Raw genomic sequence first — 21,579 nt, forward strand, 5'->3', positions numbered from 1 at the left:
TTTTCTTAAAAACAGACCGCTTGTAAGCATCAAGCGGTCTGTTTTTTCCATTTTTTCGCAAATCAGTGTATTCATTTTATTTTGCAAGAATAACAACATGGCAGAAAAACGTAACATTTTTCTAATCGGCCCGATGGGTGCCGGTAAAAGCACTATTGGGCGTCAATTGGCTCAAATGTTGAATATGGATTTTTTAGATTCTGACAGCGTAATTGAAGAAAGAGCTGGGGCTGATATTGATTGGATTTTCGATATTGAAGGGGAAGAAGGATTCCGTAAACGTGAAGAGCGTGTTTTAAATGAACTGACACAGTCTCAAGGTTTAGTGCTTTCCACTGGGGGTGGTTCGATTATTTCTAAAGATAACCGTAATGTGTTATCTGCACGCGGTATTGTGGTTTATCTGGAAACAACGGTTGATAAGCAATTTGAACGTACCCAGCGTGATAAAAAACGTCCACTATTGCAAACAGAAGATCCGTATCAAACTTTAGTTGAGTTAGCTAAGGTGCGTAACCCGCTTTATGAAGAAATTGCCGATATTACGATTAAAACCGATGAGCAGAGCGCTAAAGTCGTTGCTAATCAGATTATCGACATGATGGACAATTTACAATAATCAAAACACAAGGAATAGCCTATGTTGCAAGTCAATGTGGAATTAAAAGAGCGAGCATATCCAATCTCTATCGGTAGTGGTTTATTAAAAGATCCTAATAGTTATCGTCCATTAAAAGCGGGCGATAAAGTGATGATTGTGACTAACCCAACTATCGCTCCACATTATCTTGCAACAGTTGAACAAGCTTTAGCTAAATTGGGTTGTAGCGTAGATAGTGTACAAATCCCAGATGGTGAAAAATATAAAACACTGGAATCGCTCAACTTAATTTTTACTGCGTTACTTGAAAAAAATCATAATCGTGATAGCACTGTGATTGCTTTAGGTGGTGGTGTGATTGGTGATGTTGCTGGTTATGCCGCCGCCAGTTATCAGCGTGGTGTGCGCTTTATGCAAATTCCAACGACACTGCTTGCGCAAGTTGATTCTTCCGTGGGGGGAAAAACGGGCGTGAACCATGCTTTAGGCAAAAATATGATTGGGGCTTTTAAACAGCCTGTATCGGTAATTATTGATACTGATACTTTGCACACATTGGCAAAGCGTGAAGTCAGTGCAGGCTTAGCGGAGGTGATCAAATATGGTGCAATTTTTGATATTGATTTCTTCCAATGGCTAGAGCGTAATATTGAGTGTTTAGTCGCTTTAGAGCAAGGGGCATTAGAATATTGTATTCAACGCTGTTGTCAACTCAAGGCGGATGTTGTTGCTCGAGATGAAACCGAGAAAGGTGATCGCGCATTACTAAATTTAGGGCATACTTTTGGGCATGCAATTGAAGCTCATCTAGGTTATGGTAATTGGTTACACGGCGAAGCGGTTGCTGTTGGTATGTTAGAGGCGGCAGCTCTTTCTGAGATTTTAGGTGATTTAACAGCTGAAGATGTTGCGCGTTTAGAGCGATTGATTGCTCGGGCCGTATTACCTACAGTTTCGCCGGACGGTATGCAAGCCCAAGAATATTTGCCATACATGTGGCGTGATAAAAAAGTGTTAGCTGGTCAATTGCGCCTTATTTTGTTAAAAAAATTAGGGCAAGCCTATGTCACCTCGGCCGCGACAGAAACACAAGTACTTGATGCAATTGAGCGTTTTACTCAAGCATAATTCTCCCTTATGAAACAGCGAGCCTTTTTGAAATGGGCAGGCGGAAAATTCCGCTTAACCGATGAAATTTCCCGCTATTTGCCGAAAAAGGCTTGCTTAGTTGAGCCTTTTGTGGGCGCTGGTTCGGTGTTTCTTAATACTGATTTTGAGCGCTATATTTTGGCAGATGTCAATCCTGATTTAATTAACTTATTTAATACGGTTAAGCAGGATGTGGATGCTTATATTCAACATTCATTAGCACTTTTTTTAGCACCTAACGCGAATACTCGGGAATTTTATAATGCTCAGCGTGAGCGATTTAACCATTCCTCAGATCCTTTCACCCGATCGGTTATTTTTCTCTATTTGAATCGTTTTGGCTTTAATGGGTTATGCCGTTATAACAAAAAACAGCAATATAATGTGCCATTCGGGCGTTATAAAAAACACTATTTCCCAGAAAAAGAGCTACGTTTTTTTGCAGAAAAAGCACAAAAAGCGACATTTATTTGTGCTGATTTTCAGCAAACATTTGATCTCTTGCTGGAGAATAGCGATGACTATGTCGTTTACTGTGATCCGCCTTATGCTCCCATTCAGCAAGAGACAAATTTTACTCATTATGCAGGAGGCGGGTTTAGTTTAGAGCAACAGCAGGCGTTAGCAGAACGAGCTAAACAAGCAAATATGCCGGTGTTGATCTCCAATCATGATACGCCATTTACCCGCCAAATTTATGCTGGAGCCAAATTGCATAGTTTGAAAGTGCAACGCAGTATTGGGAAATCAGCCGAGACCCGAGTGAAGATTGATGAATTGCTTGCATTATTTAAATAATGGACTTTTCTCGTAAAATTATTCATATTGATATGGATTGCTTTTACGCTGCCGTAGAAATGCGTGAAAATCCAAGCCTACAGGGCAAGCCTGTTGCTGTTGGCGGCAGCCCACAGCAACGAGGTGTGCTCGCCACTTGCAATTATGAGGCAAGAAAATTTGGTTTGCACAGTGCGATGGCGTCAGCACAAGCGGTTAAGCTTTGCCCTAATCTTATCTTGATTCCTCCTAACTTTCCATTGTATAAATCGGTCTCTGCTCAAATTCATCAGATATTTAAACGCTATACCGATATTATTGAACCTCTTTCACTTGACGAAGCTTATCTCGATGTGACGGATTGCCCGCAGTGTTTTGGTTCGGCAACTTGGATTGCTCAAGAAATTCGTCAAGCAATTTGGCAAGAGTTAAAACTCACTGCATCAGCTGGCGTGGCTCCGCTAAAATTTTTGGCAAAGTTGGCTTCTGAACAGAATAAACCTAATGGGCAGTTTGTGATCCGCCCTGAAGATGTGCAAAATTTTATTAAAAATCTACCGCTTGGTAAGATCCATGGCGTTGGTAAAGTGACGGAGCAGAAACTTGCAAAGCTAGGGTTAAAGACTTGCTTTGATGTACAGCAGACAGAACAAAGTATGATTTATCAACACTTTGGTAAGTTTGGTAAACGGCTTTGGGAATTTTGCCATGGTATTGATACTCGCCAGATTGAAAGTAATCGCCCACGTAAATCAATTGCGGTTGAAAATACATTATTAGAAGACATTGATGAACTTGCCCAAGCGGAAAGATTCGTGAAAACGCTTTATCAGAAATTAGTTTTTCGTATTCAGCGCAATACAGATTTACCTTTAAATGAATTTAAGAAAATTGGGGTGAAATTAAAATTTGAGGATTTTACACAAACAACATTAGAGCGAACGGATAACTCTTTTAGTGAAATCAGCTTTTTAGATCTATTACAACAAATTTGGCCTCGTAGGGAAGGGCGGAAAATTCGCTTAATTGGAATTAACGCTCATTTCCCTGAAGCTAAGCATTCAACACAACAACTTTCATTATGGGAAGATAGCCAAACATGATTTATGGATTGATGGTGGCATTTGTGCCGCTTTTTTTAGGGTATTTATTTCAAATAAGCCACCCAATAATTACACAGCTTGTGAATAAAACCGTGACGGTTTGCCTATACTTAATTTTATTCATTATGGGGATTTCGCTTGGGCAGTTAGATGATCTTACGACCAAATTACCACAAATTGCACTAACTGCATTTGGGCTAAGTGCAATTTTACACCTTGGCAATATCATTGCTTTAGGATTATTTGATAAGCTCTATCCGATGCAACGTGAAGCACAAACAATGGAAACGCTACCATCTCGTTGGAAAGCCTTATCAGAAAGCCTTGTATTATGTGGCACAGTTGTTATGGGAGCTGTATTTGGTTACGTTTCTAAAGGATTGTTGAATTTCCCATTAACATCAAGCACTTATGTTTTGGTTGTGATGATTTTTTGCGTTGGTATTCAGCTACGTAACAGTGGCATTCCTGTACGGGAAGTTTTTTTAAACAAGCGGGGGATTTATACATCACTCATTTTTATCGTAAGCGGTTTACTTAGTGGTGTGGTGGCAGCCTTTATTTTGGACTTAACTTTGCCACAAGCACTGACTTTTGCTTCAGGGTTTGGTTGGTATTCATTATCGAGCGTATTGGTAAATGACGCTTGGGGGGCAATGTATGGCAGCATTGCTTTTTTCAACGATCTCTCACGTGAAATTCTCTGCTTGTTTACAATTCCATTTTTTATGCGCCATTTGCCTTCAACAGCCGTAGGGCTAGGTGGGGCAACAGCGCTAGATTGTACCTTGCCAATTATCCAGAAGTCAGGAGGTATTCAAATGGTACCCCTAGCAATTAGCTTTGGTTTTATTATTAATCTTGCAGTGCCATTCTTATTAGCATTTTTTATTGGATTAGCATAGTGAAGTCTTTACATTTGGGCTAATTCCTAGCAAGCGGCACAAATTTTGTAAATTTTTGCAAATTGTGCCGTTTTTATCGTTATCTTTATTTGAGAGTGATTATAATCTTTGCCCGATTCATTCCCTTCGGGAAACGTGAGGTGAGTCTTTTCGCCTTGATAGCATTGCGCCATGTATTAGTTAGACGACTTTAGCTGTTTCGATTCCATCGTAGGGGTTGTAATAGTTTTTAGGCAGGATTAACTATGAACAAGCAATGTTTCCGCGTTATTTTCAGTAAAACACGCCAACGTTTAGTGGTGGTCTCTGAACTCGCAAAATCAGAAGGTAAATCTAGCGAACCATCCTCTTTTTCTGTTTTGCCACTTTTTGCCAAAATTCGACCGCTTACCTTTAGCTTATTTTGTGCGCTAGGTTTTGTCACGTTTTCGGATGCAGCATTGGGCGAGACATTAATTATTCGAGCCGATAAATCCGCCCCGAAAAACCAGCAACCCATTATCCTTTCGACCGCCAACGGCATTCCGCAAATCAATATTCAAACCCCAAACGATAAAGGACTTTCCCATAATAAGTATTCGCAATTTGATGTCGCGGAAAAAGGGGCAATTTTAAATAATAGCCGAACAAATACCCAAACTCAGCTTGCGGGGCAGGTGGCGGGTAATCCTTATCTGGCACGCGGTGAGGCGAAGGTGATTTTAAACGAAGTCAATTCTAGCAAGCCTTCGGTCATGAAAGGCTATGTGGAAGTGGCGGGCAAAAAGGCAGAGGTGATTATTGCTAACCCAAGCGGTTTACATTGTGAAGGCTGTGGGATTATCAATTCAGACCGCACCACCTTGACCACGGGCAAACCGCAAATTAAGCAGGGAAATCTGGATAGTTTTGTGGTGGAAAAAGGCAAGGTGAAGGTCTCGGGCAAGGGGCTGGATAATAGCCGTGTGGATTATACGGAGATTATCAGCCGTCATGTGGAAGCCAATGCGGGCATTTGGTCGAAAAAAGAGACCAAGGTCATTACAGGGAAGAATACCGTCAAGCGGTCAGATTCTGACAAAAATTTGCAAATTATTCACACAAAGCAAGCGCTTGCAGGGGAGTCAAAACCGCAGGTGGCAATTGATGTGGGCGAGCTGGGCGGTATGTACTCGGGCAAAATCCACCTGATTGGCACGGAACAGGGCGTGGGCGTGCGTAATGCGGGGCATATTGGGGCAAGCGCTGAGACGCTCACCATCGACAGTCAAGGGCGGATTGTGAATCGCGGCACGCTCAATGCGCAAAAGCCCGTGCAACTGACGGCGCAAAACGGCATTGATAACCAAGGTAAAATTGAAAATAAACAGGGCGATATTCAGCTTAACTCGAAAGCCGATATTCAAAATAGCGGTTCAATTGTGGCGTGTGGTGGCAATATTCAAAAAACCGTCAAAATGCAAATTCAGCAAAGCGGTGAAACGGTGGCAAAAGGCAATATCACCTACACCGCCCGCCAAATCCACGCCGATAAAAATTCACTGATTGCCGCGGGGGTAGAGGTAACCGACACTGCACAAGGCGAAGTGCGGAAGCTGGAAACCCAATCTGCGGCAGGAAAAACCATTCAGCTCACTGCCACCGAAAAAGCCACGGTGCAGGGCAAAAATCTGGCTTCGGGTAAACTAAAGGTTTCGGCGGCTGAGATTGATGCTAATCAGAGCCAAAATAATGCCCATACCATTGAATACACCGCCAAATCGGGCGATATTCAGGCGAATAGTGCCTATTTCACGGCAGAACAACTCACTCTAACCACGCCAAACTTACTTTCTACACAAGGTAGTTTTTTAACGGCAAAAGCAATAAATACCTCACAAACAGTCTTAAATGCACAAAATGCCGTCTGGAAACAAACGGGTGAGCAAGATTTGCAGTTAAACGGAGAGAGAATAAATACACAAAATGGCGAATTTAGCACACAGGGTGATTTTTTCGTAAATGCTCGGCAATTAGACAATAAACAAGGCACGCTAAGCAGTGGAAAATCACTTTATTTGAATTTAAACGGCAATTTAAATTCGGCTGATGGAACATTATTTGCAGGTGAAAATCTCACACTTAATAGCCAACACTTAAATAATGACAATGGTTTAATTTATGCGAAACAAAAAGCTGGCATTACGGTTAACAATGGCTTGGTAAGTAATAAAAATACTAACGCAGAAGATAAAGGTATTATTGCCGGTGAGGAAGTGTTATTAGATAGCCAAACGCTGGACAATACAAACGGGAAAATTATCAGTAAAAATAGTCGTTTCACCACTTCTCAAATAAATAATCAGGAAGGGGTTATTCGTTCTGAACATAATGCAGAGATTAATGCCGATATATTGTTAAATAATAAAGGCATTATTTCTTCGGCTCAAAAAGCGAATTTAACGGTGAGTGAAATTAGTCAGCAAAATGGGACTATTGAGGCTCAAGTATTACAGTTAAATTCAAATCGTCTTGCTTCAACAGAAAATAGTCTTATTTTTGCAGAACAGCTTAATATTACGACTAAAGGCGAACTGAATAATCAAGACAGCCGTATTGTTGCGAAAAAAGGGGCTTATTTAACGACAAACGGAAATGTCAATAATACTAATGGCACTATAGGTAGCCAAACGGCGGATTTATATTTCAATACGAATCAGCAGCAATTAAATAATACAGAAGGTAAAATTGTTGCCGCTCAACAATTGAATGTAAAAAGTGGCTCATTATCTAATGAGCAGGGTCTTATCACAGCAAATAATATTAGCCTAGATACGGGTAACGGAACATTAAATAATCAAAATACGCTGACGAGCAAAAAAGATAAAGGCATTATCGCTCAGCAAAATTTAGCATTAAATACAAAAGTGCTAGATAACCAGAGGGGTAATATTATCAGCTTTAATAATGCTCAACTCAATACAGCCGAAATAACCAATGATAGCGGGCAAATTCGTATCAGCGGTGATCTTGATATTCAAGCGAAAAATTTATCACAACAAAATGGATTGATTACCGCAGGTAAAGCAACGCTTGCTTTATCAGAGCTTAATTCAAGCCAAAATAGTGAAATTAGTGCGAATGAAATCGTACTAAATGCCGATAAGGTTACGAATGAACATAGCCGTTTACAAGCCAATAAGGCATTCACTCTAAATGTTAAACAAGGCATTATTAACCATAATGGCATTATTGCCAGTAAAACAGCTTCTCTTGCTATTAATACCCACCAATCAACGTTGGATAATGCCAATGGCACATTGTTTGCCAACCAATCTTTAAATATTCAGAGCGGTAAGATAGATAACCGAGCCGGGTTAATTTCTGCCAAACAAACGGAAATTAATACGCAGCAACATCAAATTGATAACCGTAATACGCAAGCTGAAAATAAAGGGATTATCGGTGTAGATAAACTCTCTCTAAATAACCTTTCATCATTGAATAATGAACAAGGGTTTATCCATTCAAATAAACAGCTAGACGTTTCTGTGGCTTCAAATATCAATAACCAACAAGGCATTTTAAATAGTAACGAAGGTTTAACGCTCAATGCTGCACAAATTGACAATAAAGCTGGCTCAATTACCGCGAAAACGGCAGAAGTGAATGCAAAAGCGATAGATAACACTGCCATGAGTGATAAAGGCTCATTGATTTTAGGCACAACTCAGCTTGTGTTAAATGCAGAGCAACTAGATAACCAAAACACGAAAAGAAAAACCGCAGATAACGCCCCAACACAAGGTATTCAAGCAGGGGAATTAACGCTCAATGCCAACAGACTGTCTAATCAGCAAGGTGGGATTTATATTGCCGATCTAGCAACAATGACCGTCAATCAAACCTTGAATAATCAACAAGGTGAGATGCTTTCAGATAACGGGCTGATTATCAAAGATAACGGTAATTTAAGCCTTAACAACCAAGATGGCTTAATTCAAGCCAAAAATCAAGTTCACTTAACGGCAAAAACGTTGGAGCAGGAAGGTACAATTAAAACGCAAGGGGATTTAACCGTTCGTTTAAAAGATAGCTTTACCTTAAATAATGCCTTTGAGGTTGGGAATGATCTCGATTTTAGTACGTAAGGCAATTTGACTAATAATGTTGCGTTATTAATTGGGAATAGTGCAGCTCTTTCAGCCAATCAAATTATTAATACTGCAAGCGGTGAAATTTCCTCAAAAAACAGCAAATTAACCGCCAATGAAATAACCAATAGAGGCTTAATTGACGGCGAGAAAACCCTGCTAAATGCTACCCAGATTAATAATATTGGCTCGGGGCGGATTTATGGTGATCATCTGTCACTTAAAGCAAAAAACATAAACAACCTTGCCGAAACGATTGATGGAAAAACCAATTCTGCCACGATAGCTGCGAGAGCACGTTTAGATGTTGGCGTGGGCACGCTAACAAATCGTGATCACTCTCTTATTCTCAGTTTAGGTGAAATGGCTGTTGGCGGGGATTTAGATAATGAAAACTATGCTACAGGGAAGGCTGATTTTATTGATAATGGTAGTGCAACGATTGAGGTTTTAGGCGAGGGGAATATCAATACGGCTCGATTATTGAATCATGATATTCATCTCAAATTAGGCGTTGAAAAAACAACAGAAAATATAGAAGAAGCCGCTTTAGAATCTAAACCGACAGAGCGTTATCGCATCGGTACAGAAGCGTATTATAACTGGTCAGGAAGAAACGCATGGATTGCCTTTTATGATAAAAGTAGGCCAACGCTTTATGAAAAACAGTTATATATTTGGAAATATAACAGGGATACCTATACTCCTTATATTGAGAAACAAGATAGTGCAAAAATCAGTATAGGGGGAAATTTACATCTCAACGGGGATGATCTACATAATAAATATAGCCAATTATTAGTTGGAGGCAAATTATTCTTAGGCGATCAAATATTTGATAAGTATTTTGATAATACCTCTTTAGTCTCTGGTACGACAACGCTAAGAAATGAAGATTTAAATAAGATCATCAACGTAGAAGAATATAATGGGGAGGCTCAATTCTTACAACATTATAGAAGTCATGGCAGAAATGGGCACAGGCATATCCCAATCGGTAAGATGGATCCGAGAAGTTACGATATTACAGACACCTTTAATGTGGTTAAAAACATCATTGGTAGCCCTATTTCATCGAATGCCACGGTGGATGAACAAACCAAAGCCAAAAACGTGTCCCTAGAAACCGTCAGTATTACAGGGGCTGATACCAACCCAAACAGCGGTACGGTAAATATCAAACTTACGCCAACGATTAGCGAGCAAGATAAAAACAAAATCGTTGATTCAGGGCAGGTTGTGGGCAAATTAGACACGACGGTGGAGAATTTTGATGCGAATAAGCTCGGCGAGTTAGAAATGCCAACCATCAAAACCCATTTAGCCGACATCAATTTACCGCAGGCGAGTTTATACAAAATCAACCCCGAGGCGACCAACGGCTACATCGTGGAAACCGACCCGAAATTTACCGACCGCAAACAATGGCTCAGTTCAGACTATATGTTTGAACAGCTTCGTTATAACCACGACAATGTGCATAAACGCTTGGGCGATGGTTTTTATGAACAGCGTTTGATTAACGAACAAATCAATCAACTCACCGGCAGACGCTTTATTGAGGGCTATACGAGCGATTTAGCGCAATACCAAGCCTTGATGAACAGCGGGATAAAATATGCCAAACAGTTTAATCTTGCCGTTGGCGTAGGTTTAACGGCAAAACAGATGTCGGAACTGACTACCGATATGGTTTGGCTGGTCAATAAAGAAATTACCCTTGCTGACGGGCGAAAAGTAACCGCCCTTGTGCCACAAGTTTATTTAGTGGCTCGTAATAGTGATATCACCTCTCGAGGAGCGGTGATTTCGGCAAATCAAATCATCGGCAGTGCGGATAAGATAGAGAACAGCGGGGTGATAGCAGGGTTAGATTTAACCCGTTTACACAGCAACCAGCTAGAGAATCGAGGGGCAGTGCTAGGTAAGAATGTGGATTTATCGGCACAACAAACCTTAATTAACTTAGGCGGTACGATAGAAGCGGTGGATTTTCTTTCCCTTTATGGTGGTAAAGGGGTAGAGATTGCCAGCACCCTAAGTCATTCAGAAAATACAGAGAACAGCTTTATCCGTACGCAATTAGACCGGCTTGCCAGTGTGAAGGTCACTGGTGATAAAGGCAGGTTAAACATTCAAAGCGAAAATGATGTGACGGTAAAAGCCGCTTCGCTGAATAGTGCCGGCTCAATAAATATTGGTGCCGAAAAATCCCTCAATATCACGACCCTAAAAACGCAAAACCGAGAGCATTACAACGGCAATGCGGATAACTACTACCGCTTAGACCAAACACAAGAGGTTGGCAATACGATTTCGGCAAAAGGCAATATCCGTGCAGTTAGTGGTGGCGATATGGTGGTTCGCCAATCCGACATCAGCAGTGAATCGGGCAAAGTGTTGCTCGGCTCACGCCAAGGAGATGTGCGGATTGAGGCAGGCAGAGCAGAAGAGCGATTGGAAACTGCCAGAAAATCGACCAATCGAGGCATGTTCAGTAAAACCACCGACACCAGCCGCTATGTTCATCATATAGATAATGCTGTTGTTAGCCGTGTTGATGGTTTAGATGTAAATATTATTGCACAACAAGGTAATGTCTCGTTAATAGGTACACAAGCGACAGCTAAGCAAGACATTAATGTCACAGCTGGGAAATCGGTATTATTAGATGTAGCGGTGAATTATTCGGAAAGCGAATCTTTCCACGAAAGCAAAAAATCAGGCATTACAGCCAGTGTATCGAAAGGTATGGCATCAATAGGTTATGCTCGCAATAAGAGCCAAATAGATGATGACAATCAACATACCTCTGTGGTGACTTCGATATTAAATGCAGCAACAGGGGATTTAAACATTGTTGCCTTGGAGGGGGATGTGACTGCCAATGCCGCACAGTTGCAATCCGGTAACGATGTGCATGTACAAGGCAAAAATGTTTATCTCAATGCCTTAACGGAAAATGAGAGCCGTCATGTTAGCCAATATGCGCGCAGTGCTGGCATTGGGGTAAATATGGCGTATAACCCAAAACAAGTGTTTAAAGATAACTTTGGTGAACAAGCTAATCAAGGTTCAGCGGTTGGGATTGTGGGTAAGATTTTCACCACGGCTGAAGCTACGGCCAAAACCACAAACCAAGTGTTTACGCCGGGTGGTGTTTATGGGCATTCTCAGCGCAGCCGGCTGGAGAAAGAGGGCACACAAAGCAATGCGGTGGTGAGTACAGTCGATGCGGGCGGGAATTTAAGTATTATCGCAACTCAAGGCGATATTCAAAGCCAAGGTGCACAGTTTTCTGCCAAAGGTAATGGTGAATTTTGGGCGCAAGAAAACGTCAATTTAGACGTTGCGGTTTCAACAAGCGGTCAAAACTCGCAAGAAAAACGCAAAGGGGCGGAGTTCAATTTGGGGAAAGACAGTGCAGGTGTATATGCTGAACGTGCACTGGGCGATGGCGAGAGCCGAACCGAACAGGCTTCGGTGCTCTCTTTTGGCGAAAACCTCAGCCTTCATGCAGAGAAAGGAAATGTCACTCTAAAAGGCACACAAGCGGTTGCTGAAGGGAATGTTAGCGTAAATGCCGGCAAAGATGTGCGGATAACCACAGCCACCACTCGTACAGCGACGGACGAAAACCGAAGCAGACATGGCATAGGCGAGGCAGTCATTTCAGAAACCGAACGCTTTAATGGCTACCATCGTCAGTTAAGCAGTGAAAACGGAGAGCAAGTGAGTCATCAACAGGCACTGATAGCCAGTTTAAACGACAGCGTCTCTATCAATGCGGGTAATCAAATGCATTCGACAAGCGGTCAGATTTTGGCAAAAAACCGCATAGATGTCAGTGCTGAAGAAGTGACCTTTGACACCGCGCACAATATTGGCAACAGCCAAAGCCATAGTAGTGATTTAAAGATAGGGCAGTTTGCTCGGGTGAGTTCACCAATCATTGATTTAATTCAAACCGTGGAACAGGCGGTGAACAACAAAGATGCCAGCGACCGAGTGAAAGCGGCACAAGCACTGGGTGCAGCAGCGAAAGCGTATAGCACAGCGGCTAACCTCGCCAACGGAGGTGCACTTTTCCGCGTGGAAACGGGCAGTGGTTTTTCGCACAGCCGAGAGCGTAATGAAATAAGCAGCCGAGAAAGTGTCGGCAACCAATTGAATGCGCAACATATCAACATTACCAGCCGAAGTGGAGACATCACGGCAACGCACACCGCCTTTACCTCAAAAGACGCCCAAGGCAATCGTTTAAAAGACAGTTCTATCACATTCGACAGTGCGAAAGACCTCAATCTGAATGCAGGGCAAAGCGAATATCAAATGCAAGGCAAACAACAAAGCAGTGGGGTTGAAATAGGCACTGGTGTGGCAGTGGGGGCGCAGACGGGCTGGTATGTTTATGCACAGGCGGGCTTTAGCAATGGTAAACAGTCAGAACATCATTTAACGCATCAAAACAGCCAAATTGACACAGAAACCTTAAATATCAACACGCAAGGTAACGCTACCCTGAAAGGGGCGACAGCCAAAGCGAACCGAATTAATGCCGAGATTAAAGGCAATTTGACTATTGAGAGTCTGCAAGACAGTCACCAATCCGAAAGCAACAGCGCAGGCTTCGGTGGACGATTGCAAGGCGCGATAGGTTCGGCATGGGGAGGCAGTGCTTACGGCAATCTGGCGAGAGGGGAGGCAAACCGTAAACAAGTCACCCAACAATCGGGATTATTTGCGGAGGAAGGGGGTTATCATATCAATGCTAACAATGTCGATTTAGTTGCCAGCGTGATAGCCTCAACCAACTCAGAAAATAGCGAATTGACAACCAATAATCTCACTTTCCGAGACATTGAAAATTATAGCAGCAGCCACGCAGTGAGTGCAGGTGTAAGCGCCAGCGCCAACCTAAACAAAGCCGCAGGCACAGAGGCGAAAACCGAGGCACAGGCAGAACAACAAGCCCAAACCGCTAAACTCACCGGCACGCCACAAAGCAATGGTATTACCCCAAGCATTCCAATGTTTAACAGCAGCGAAGACCGCAGCATCACCAAAGCGACGCTAACGGAAGGGAAAATCACGCTGAATAAAGACAGCAATCCAACCCAAACCACAGCCAAAGCGCTGGGCATTAATACGGATTTAAGCCAAGCGAACCGAGAAGTGGCAGGGTTGAAAGACATCAATCAAACACTCAGGGAGCAACAGATACTTAGCCAAGCGGCAGGAAATGTGGCAGAAGCAGTGATGACTTATGCGGAAAACCAAAAAGCTGAACTTCAACAAGCGGAACAAAATGCCAGAAAATCCGCAGAACAGGCAGCAAATGCAGGTGATAGCGCAACAGCACGAGCCAAACTGCAAGAAGCCGAACAGTTAAAAGCAGAAGTGGAACGTTGGGAAACCGGCGGCGACCACAAACGAAAAGCGACAGCAGTTGCAGCGGCATTGAGCCTCGCAGTGGCAGGTAAACCGGCGGAGGCGATAGCGGCAGGCGCAGCTTCGCCTTACCTCAACGAAGCGATTAAACATATTACGGAAAACACCGATAACAAAGCCCTAGAAGCTTTGAATGTTCCGCTACATATTTTATGGGGAGCAGTGGAAGCCGAACTTGCAGGTGGTAGTGCCACAGTAGGCGCGGTTGCAGCAGGCGTGGGCGAACTCGGGGCAAAAGTGCTGGCTGAAACGGTTTACGGTAAGCAACCGAGTGAGCTGAATGAAGAGGAAAAACAGAACCTACTTAATGCAAGCAAAGCATTGGCAGGGATTGCGAGCGGAGTGGTAAGTGGAGGTAATGGAGCTGAGACTTTAGCGAATGCAAGTGTTGGAATGGTTGTGGCTGAGAATGCGGTGGAGAATAATTTCTTTGATGACCTTCACCCTTCAGAAGACCGAAAACAAACGATATCGGTGATAGCGAAAGCTCTATTTAATGGAGATGAAGAAAAAGCCGAAGCTTATTATGACGGACTGAAACAAGGTGAAGCGAAAGCCTTAATTGAAGGTATCGAAGGTACGGTAGAGGCAGTTCAACACTTTGATGAAACAATAGTAACGATTGCCGAAGCATTGGGTAATCCAAAAGAAACTGTTCAAAAAGTAGTGATTTCTCTCGAAGAGTTAAATGCCCGTATCAATTCAGCATTAGAGACTAATCCGGCAGAGGCTGGAGAATTAATCGGATATTTGCAATCTCAAGGGAAAGCATTACAAGCTCCAACGGTGCTTCTAACCGGAGAAGTAGCAGAAAAAGTAGTGAGATTGTTGAAGAAATCGCCTCAGATGGATTATAAGTCTGATGTGAATAATTTGGGGGTGAATAGTGCTAAGTTTGATAAGGAATTGAATGACAATATTTCAAATAGGGTGAATGGTAGTTTTTATAATATTGATGCAGTTAATAAGCTTCGAAAAGGTAAATTACCTGGTGATGGTTTAGATAGAAAAACAGGGTTACCTGTAGAAGGAAAAATAGGTGTGCCTCGAAATATGCCTTCATCTAAAGATCCTGATACGATGGCTATTAATTTTGCAGAGCAGTTTTTAGGGAGAAGAGTTACTCCAGAAGAATGGGAGGCAGGTAGAAAAATGTTTAAAAATAAAGATTGCATAAATTGTTTTAAAGTGGATTTAGGCAATCGCCAATCTATTGTTTACCGAAGTGGAGTAAATGAAAATTCAAGCTCTAAAACTCTATCAGGAACAGCAACATTGGAGATAAATACTACAGAAATTAAAGAACTCAATTCAGGAGAAGTTCTGAAGTTGAAATTTCCAATATCTGAAATAGGGAGATAAAATGGATAAAAAAAGAATTGTTTTATTTCTTCAGAACTACTTCTCTTACTCTGTATCATATGATGATGATGATTGTATGGCATATTTATTTTCTTATATAGAAAGAAATTTTAATTTGAACCCACAAGATACATTTCAGTATTCTATAGATTTGTTTTATAGATTTATGTATGCAGGTTTGACAAGATATGTTTATTGGGATTTAGAAAGTGAGGAAGATTTGAAGAATGACATTAGCAAAATGGTTGAGGATTTTAATAAATTTAATAATCTAGATGAATGGCATAATTACTTTATGCCAACCAAACTTATTGCTGATATTATTTGTGAGTATGATCTGATTGATGGGTATTATGACGAGAATGTTATTTCACTAGAGTTTGAACGAGAAATATCAGAGTTATTAAACAAAAAAGGTATTGGGTTAGATATTTATCCTTTAGTTGATATAGGTAGAGGAGGGATAATAAAACTAAAATAGCCCCTATAGAGCTAGCACCCGATAGTGCTAGCGTCTATACAGGTACTATTTGATATAAGTTACAAGCGATCAATTATGTTGAATGTTTTGCAAATTTTAGAAGTAAATCAACAGCTTGTTTTGGTACGAGCGAGGATGCTCGCACCATCGGGGGGGATCAAAGATAAAGCTTGGGAAGAAGGCGGCTCGAAAAGACGACAAATGGATGTGGCAGTGGCAACACTCGGTGCAGTGCTAAGTGGCGGCAGTGCAGGGCAAGTGGCAGTAGCAGCCGTTTCCCCTGAACTGAATGCCCAAATCCACGAGCTGACGAAGGACAGTAAAACGGCAAATTTACTGGCGCACGCCGCCCTTTCTGCATTAGAAGCTGGGGTATCAGGCAACAACGTTGGCGCAGGGGCGGTGGCTGGTTTAGTCGGCGAAGGCAGTGCAATGTTACTGGCTGAAACGGTTTTCAACAAACAACCGAACGAACTCACCGCCGAAGAACGCAACTTGTTGAAAGTGGCAGGACAGCTTGCAGGTGCCGCGGCAGGACAAGCCACGGGTGGCACTACAGCAGATACAGTGTTTGGGGCAGAGACGGCTAAGAGGGCGGTGGAGAATAATTACTTATCCCATCGTGATGTGTATGCTTATCAAAAAGCCCTTAAAAAAGCGATTGAAAACGGAGAAAGCGTTGAAGAAGTACATAAGTATTTCAAAGCGTTAAGCGAAAAACAACGTAATGAATTGTTAGCCGATTGTGATATTGATTGCCGAGTGACAGTGCCACAAACCTTATTAGGGGCGGTAAATTTAGCAGATGATTTATCAGGTGCATTGAATAGCTGGCTTCAAGTCTTACCGTTTGAAGAACAGGGTAAATTCTATCAACTGGTTGAACATGAAAACCAGAAAACTATTGAAGCCCTGAAAGAGAAACAAACAGGCTTAGAGAAAGGCATTGAGTTAGCAGTAGATGCTTCTCGATTGCTTGCGAAAGAATCGGACATAAACACTCCAAAAACTAAGCAATCGCTTTATGATTCCAAGAAGGCAAGGGAAAAATTAGAGAAAGAGTTTGGTAAGGAAAATGTGATTTCCACAACCATTGCTGCCAGTGGAATAAGAAATACCAATTTAGCGGGGAAAAAGCATCCTAAGACAGGTGTACCATTTGATAGCAAAGGTTATCCAATTTTTGATGACATAGCTAAATATGATACAAGATTGGATATTAAGTCTTTTAGAAGTGCTACTTATCCTGAGCAAATGGAAATGGCAACTAAGCAATTATATAAAGATCTCGGAGAAGATGGTTTAAAAAAACTATTCAATCAAAAGCAAATAAACGCAATTAAGAATGGAGATAAAAAAATACCCGGATTTACATGGCATCATCATCAAGATACAGGGAGGATGCAACTAGTTCCTGAATGGCAACATTCTAAAACAGGTCATATTGGTGGAGATTATATTCAAAAAGGAAAATAATATGTGGAGTATTTATAAAGAGGATCATTCAGATCTTAATTTCGCTATTGGATGTTTATATTGTGATGCAATAAACATGGATGAATTTAAATCTTGGATAGAAATGCTTGTTTTAAACTTAAAATCAGAAGATATACCAATGTATATATACGACTTACTTGATTTTGATGGGGAGCTATATCATATCTCAAAGCTTATTGGATTTGATATTATTAATGATTTATCTGAATCAGAAGAATATAGTATATATGGAATTGCATATTTAAGAAACAATCCTATTTATGAGTGTCCAATTGGTAAGGATAAGGCTATTATGGTACTAGATTCAAATAGAGAAGTTTTAGAAAGATTTAAAAGATTTTTTCCATTTGTAAATATAAAATCCCCCCGATAGCACTAGCGTCCATGCTAGTACTATTTAATATGAATTACAAGCGGTTAATTATGCTAAGTATTTTGCAAATTTTGGTACGAGCGAGGACGCTCGCACCATCGGGGGTTACCGTTTGAAGAGCAAGGTAAATTCTATCAGCTGGTTGAGAGTGAAAACCAGAAGACTGTTCAATCCCTGAAAGAGAAACAAACAGGCTTAGAGAAAGGCATTGAGTTAGCAGTAGATGCTTCTCGATTGCTTGCGAAAGAAAATAGTTTGGGTAATTCTACAGCGCAGAATAATTTTGCGAAGAAAACTAACACATTAGCAAACAATAGGATTAAGCAATCACCTGTTTTCAATACAGATAGTGAGGCACATTTGGTAGCAAAAGAATTAGGCTATATTAAAACAAATTATCGAACTAAGTCTGGTGCGGCTGTATTTAAAAAAGGGAATAGCTATATAACTAGAGATGTTGATGGTCACAATGGTGGGGCTTGGAAAGAAGCTTCTAGCCCTGAAAAATTAAACAAAAAAGAAACAAGGAATGGAACCTTTGATATTAATTTAAATAAAATTGGAGATTAACTATGGAAAAATATATGGATTTTTATAGAAATGTAACTTATTCAAGATTGTATGATGAAAATTCATTTATAGGAAGATGGCTGGATTACTCAGAATGGAATGATGATGAATATTGGAAACTTGAAAAAGATTTTCTAAATATAGCAATAACATATCGAAATACAAGATTGGTAGAGCAAGATGTTTTAATTGGAATTATGCGAATAATTGAGCTATTAATAATTCCAAGTTGGGATAGTTTTACCATTTTCACTGATGGTAAGTCGGATATCTATGATAGATATGAGAGATTTAAGTATATAATCTCTAAAATGTTTGCAGATGAACATATGGATCTAAGTATTTTCTCTTATAACCCTAATAGCTTATAAATTATAGCTAATAAAGCTTGAATAAATCAACTTTACAAGTTAGAAAAATGTAAAATCAATAGCAGTGATAAATAATACCCCCTGATAGCGCTAGCGTCCACGCTAATGCTATTTAATATAAGTAAAAATCGGTTAATTATTCCAATATTTTGCAAATTTTAGCGGTAATCAAGCGCTTGTTTGGTAATAGTTAAGATGTTCGCATTATCGGGGGAAAACCAGAAAACTATTGAAGCACTAAACCGGCTTAGAGAAAGGCATTGAGTTAGCAATGGATGCTTCTCGATTACTCGCGAAAGAAGTGGAGATAAACACGCCAAAAACTAAGCAATCGCTTTATGATTCCAAGAAAACAAGAGAGCAAATTGAAGGGGAATTTGGTGAGAAAAATGTGAAATCAACAACAGTGGTAAATAATGCTCGTTCTACAGTAACTGAGCGGACATTAAAAACAGGCGAGAAAGTCCAAATTATTGAATCTGAAGGAGGGAAAGCAGTTCAGATTAGTTCCAAGCCTGATAAGTTTGGAAATACTAAATTGCTGGCAAATATTCCATATGATTCAAGAGGACTACCTATTTTTGATGATGTAGCTAAATTTACGACAAAAATAGAGAAGCCAAAGAATTACCAGAATATGTCAAATAAGGTAAGAAGAGAGGCTGAAATGCGTAATGCAACATTAGCGTTAAAACGAGAGATAGAATCAGGTAGAGTAAACAAGAATATATTTACAAAAGAGCAATTAGAACAAATCAATAATGGTACTTATAAAATAGTTGGTTTTACTTGGCATCATAATGCCCAAAGTAGTCCAAACAATATGCAATTAGTGCCTGAAAAGATTCATAATTCAATTAAGCATATTGGGGAAGCAGCATTAAGTGAGGGAAGATAATATGAAATTTAGAAATTTAGAAATTTATGTTGATTATGGAAAAGTAGATATTTCTTTGATTAGAAATTTTGAGCAGGCTTTTGGAATTAAACTCCCGAAATTATACATTGAATTATGCCTAAACCATAATGCTCCATCTATAAAAAATAACTGCATTACTTATTATGATTTTTATAACGATGAGGAAGGCATGACATCAATAGGATTTGATGCTTTTATAAATGAAGAAGATTTTGACGGGTATTCTATGTCAAATATTCTTCGTCAATATATTTGTGATGATTCGATTTATGGCTATGAACATGTTTATTCATTTGGTAGCTCAGCAAATGGAGATTGGATTTGTTTTGATTATAGAGATAATCCGGTCGGAGATGAACCAAAAATTTGTATAGTTATTCATGATGAATATGATAAAAAAACAGGAAAGCATTTATTATTTCCTATTGCGGATAATTTTGAGCAGTTTTTAGATAAGCTAAAAACCTTTGATGAAGTAATGGCTAAATATGAATAGTGCCTATTTGGAGCTTAAATTTCTGAACTACAAGTGGTAAAGAATGTTTAACATTTTGCAAATTTTAGCGGTAAATCAAGCGCTTGTTTGGTAATAGTTAAGATGCTCGCATTATCGGGGCCGAACTTGCAGGCGGCAGTGCCACAGCAGGCGCGGTTGCAGCAGGCGTGGGCGAACTCGGGGCAAAAGTGCTGGCTGAAACGGTTTACGGTAAGCAACCGAGTGAGCTTAACGAGGAGGAAAAACAGAACCTACTTAATGCAAGCAAAGCATTGGCAGGCGTTGCCAGCGGAGTGGTAAGTGGAGGCAATGGAGCTGAGACTTTAGCGAATGCAAGTGTTGGAATGGTTGTGGCTGAGAATGCGGTGGAGAATAATTTTCTCAAGCAGGCTATGGAAAACTCTAATCAGATAGTTCAATTAGGGCTATTGGAAGAAGGAGAAAAAGTCAAAAAAGAGATAGAGAAAAAGGCAGCAGAAGCGGCTGTAGAGGAGGTTGTTGATGTTGCTGATAAATATGCTCCTCATTATGCTGTGGTAAATTTAGGAGTTTATGGAATAGATAGTAAGGTGGCTGTCAATTTACGAAACTTTGACGTTTTTTATGGAGGAAGTTTTTCTCCAGTGGTGCTACCAAATAGATTTGGAGCTTCAGCAGGAGCAAGTTTGGGCTGGTTTACTAATTTAGAGAATAGTGATCTAAAAAATTCTGAAAAAATGAGAATTACAGGGGATAGTATATCTAGAAATCTACAAGGCCCTGGTATTGGTGCTAGTGGCTGCTATAAATTAGTTTGTGCAGGTTATGGACAAACAATTTCTGTAAATCCAGCAGATAAATCATATAAAAATATTGAATTAGGCGTTGGTGTTGGAGGTAGTGGAGGAAGTATAGATCAAGGTTATTTAAAAGGAATTAATAATGAAGATAAATAAATCTATGTTATTTCCTCTTTTTATATGTGTAATAATCTGGAATGTATTTTTATTGATTAGTAGTAGATTTTCAGGAGATCAATGGATAGAAAAAGAAACTAGAAATATATATAACTCTATCATCAGTGAAACTAGTTCGTTGGATGGGAAATTTGAACAATTTGGCGGTAGGATACTTGATGGATTTATTTTGGTTATTTACTTCTCTGATTTGAATGTTGATTATACAAATAGATTTTTTTCAAAAATTGAAAGTATGGGGTTTGTAAAAACATCAGATAAACTGAAGTATGGCAGCCATCTTTTTTGCAAAGGACATTCAGGGTTTCTTATTAGTAGGGATAAGAAATTAACAATAAATTATCAATATAGAATGTCTTATTGTATTGAGTAAATTCGCAATATGATCATAGTTTACACTGGTGGTACATAGTTGATATATGTATAAAAATAAAGAGAGAAATGATTGTGAAAATA

At 40.2% G+C, this 21,579-nt stretch carries 16 protein-coding genes; all 16 read left to right on the forward strand.

The genetic code is table 11. From position 1 onward, the window contains the following. Positions 1 to 97 precede the first annotated feature (97 nt). The 16 genes from aroK (at position 98) to F542_RS10750 (ending at position 21,496) form a co-directional block, all read left to right on the forward strand. Positions 98 to 619, forward strand: coding sequence for a shikimate kinase AroK (aroK, locus tag F542_RS02175; protein WP_025266809.1), 522 nt, complete (start codon positions 98 to 100; stop codon positions 617 to 619). A 21-nt stretch (positions 620 to 640) separates the two neighbouring features. Continuing rightward, the gene (gene aroB, locus F542_RS02180) at positions 641 to 1,729 is read left to right on the forward strand and encodes a 3-dehydroquinate synthase (RefSeq protein WP_015433216.1); all 1,089 of its coding nucleotides are present in this window, start codon (positions 641 to 643) and stop codon (positions 1,727 to 1,729) included. Positions 1,730 to 1,738: 9 nt separating this feature from the next. Beyond that, positions 1,739 to 2,548 (forward strand): Dam family site-specific DNA-(adenine-N6)-methyltransferase, encoded by an 810-nt coding sequence (locus tag F542_RS02185; RefSeq protein ID WP_015433215.1) that lies wholly within the window; start codon positions 1,739 to 1,741, stop codon positions 2,546 to 2,548. Beyond that, entirely contained in the window at positions 2,548 to 3,630 is a 1,083-nt protein-coding gene (gene dinB / locus F542_RS02190; protein ID WP_015433214.1) for a DNA polymerase IV, read from the forward strand. The genes F542_RS02185 and dinB overlap by 1 nt, the downstream gene beginning before the upstream one ends. After that, complete coding sequence (locus F542_RS02195; protein ID WP_015433213.1) at positions 3,627 to 4,535, forward strand: lysine exporter LysO family protein; 909 nt, start codon at positions 3,627 to 3,629, stop codon at positions 4,533 to 4,535. Before dinB ends, F542_RS02195 begins: the two co-directional genes overlap by 4 nt. Before the next feature lie 245 nt (positions 4,536 to 4,780). After that, on the forward strand, positions 4,781 to 8,644 hold the full coding sequence (locus F542_RS10740; RefSeq protein ID WP_025266810.1) for a two-partner secretion domain-containing protein: 3,864 nt from the start codon (positions 4,781 to 4,783) through the stop codon (positions 8,642 to 8,644). Positions 8,645 to 8,650: 6 nt separating this feature from the next. After that, positions 8,651 to 15,460, forward strand: a complete 6,810-nt coding sequence (locus tag F542_RS10745; RefSeq protein WP_015433211.1) for a hemagglutinin repeat-containing protein — start codon at positions 8,651 to 8,653, stop codon at positions 15,458 to 15,460. A gap of 1 nt (position 15,461) precedes the next feature. Beyond that, positions 15,462 to 15,941: a hypothetical protein gene (locus tag F542_RS02205; protein ID WP_025266811.1), complete on the forward strand. Its 480-nt coding sequence runs from the start codon at positions 15,462 to 15,464 to the stop codon at positions 15,939 to 15,941. Between the two features lie 75 nt (positions 15,942 to 16,016). Further along, positions 16,017 to 17,417, forward strand: coding sequence for an HNH endonuclease (locus F542_RS02210; RefSeq protein WP_015433209.1), 1,401 nt, complete (start codon positions 16,017 to 16,019; stop codon positions 17,415 to 17,417). 1 nt (position 17,418) lies between these two features. Next, entirely contained in the window at positions 17,419 to 17,811 is a 393-nt protein-coding gene (locus F542_RS02215) for a hypothetical protein (RefSeq protein ID WP_025266812.1), read from the forward strand. 234 nt (positions 17,812 to 18,045) lie between these two features. Continuing rightward, positions 18,046 to 18,381 (forward strand): toxin C-terminal domain-containing protein, encoded by a 336-nt coding sequence (locus tag F542_RS02220; RefSeq protein ID WP_042365528.1) that lies wholly within the window; start codon positions 18,046 to 18,048, stop codon positions 18,379 to 18,381. 2 nt (positions 18,382 to 18,383) lie between these two features. After that, entirely contained in the window at positions 18,384 to 18,752 is a 369-nt protein-coding gene (locus F542_RS02225) for an immunity 41 family protein (protein WP_025266813.1), read from the forward strand. 271 nt (positions 18,753 to 19,023) lie between these two features. Beyond that, a complete protein-coding gene (locus tag F542_RS02230) occupies positions 19,024 to 19,650 on the forward strand; it encodes an HNH endonuclease (protein WP_015433207.1) in 627 nt (208 codons plus the stop codon). A 1-nt stretch (position 19,651) separates the two neighbouring features. Further along, complete coding sequence (locus F542_RS02235) at positions 19,652 to 20,167, forward strand: SMI1/KNR4 family protein (RefSeq protein WP_015433206.1); 516 nt, start codon at positions 19,652 to 19,654, stop codon at positions 20,165 to 20,167. 188 nt (positions 20,168 to 20,355) lie between these two features. Next, on the forward strand, positions 20,356 to 21,102 hold the full coding sequence (locus F542_RS02240; protein ID WP_158329201.1) for a VENN motif pre-toxin domain-containing protein: 747 nt from the start codon (positions 20,356 to 20,358) through the stop codon (positions 21,100 to 21,102). After that, a complete protein-coding gene (locus tag F542_RS10750) occupies positions 21,089 to 21,496 on the forward strand; it encodes a hypothetical protein (protein WP_025266815.1) in 408 nt (135 codons plus the stop codon). Before F542_RS02240 ends, F542_RS10750 begins: the two co-directional genes overlap by 14 nt. The last annotated feature ends 83 nt before the right edge of the window (positions 21,497 to 21,579 follow it).

It is taken from the genome of Bibersteinia trehalosi USDA-ARS-USMARC-188 (genome assembly GCF_000521725.1).
GTDB lineage: Bacteria > Pseudomonadota > Gammaproteobacteria > Enterobacterales > Pasteurellaceae > Bibersteinia > Bibersteinia trehalosi.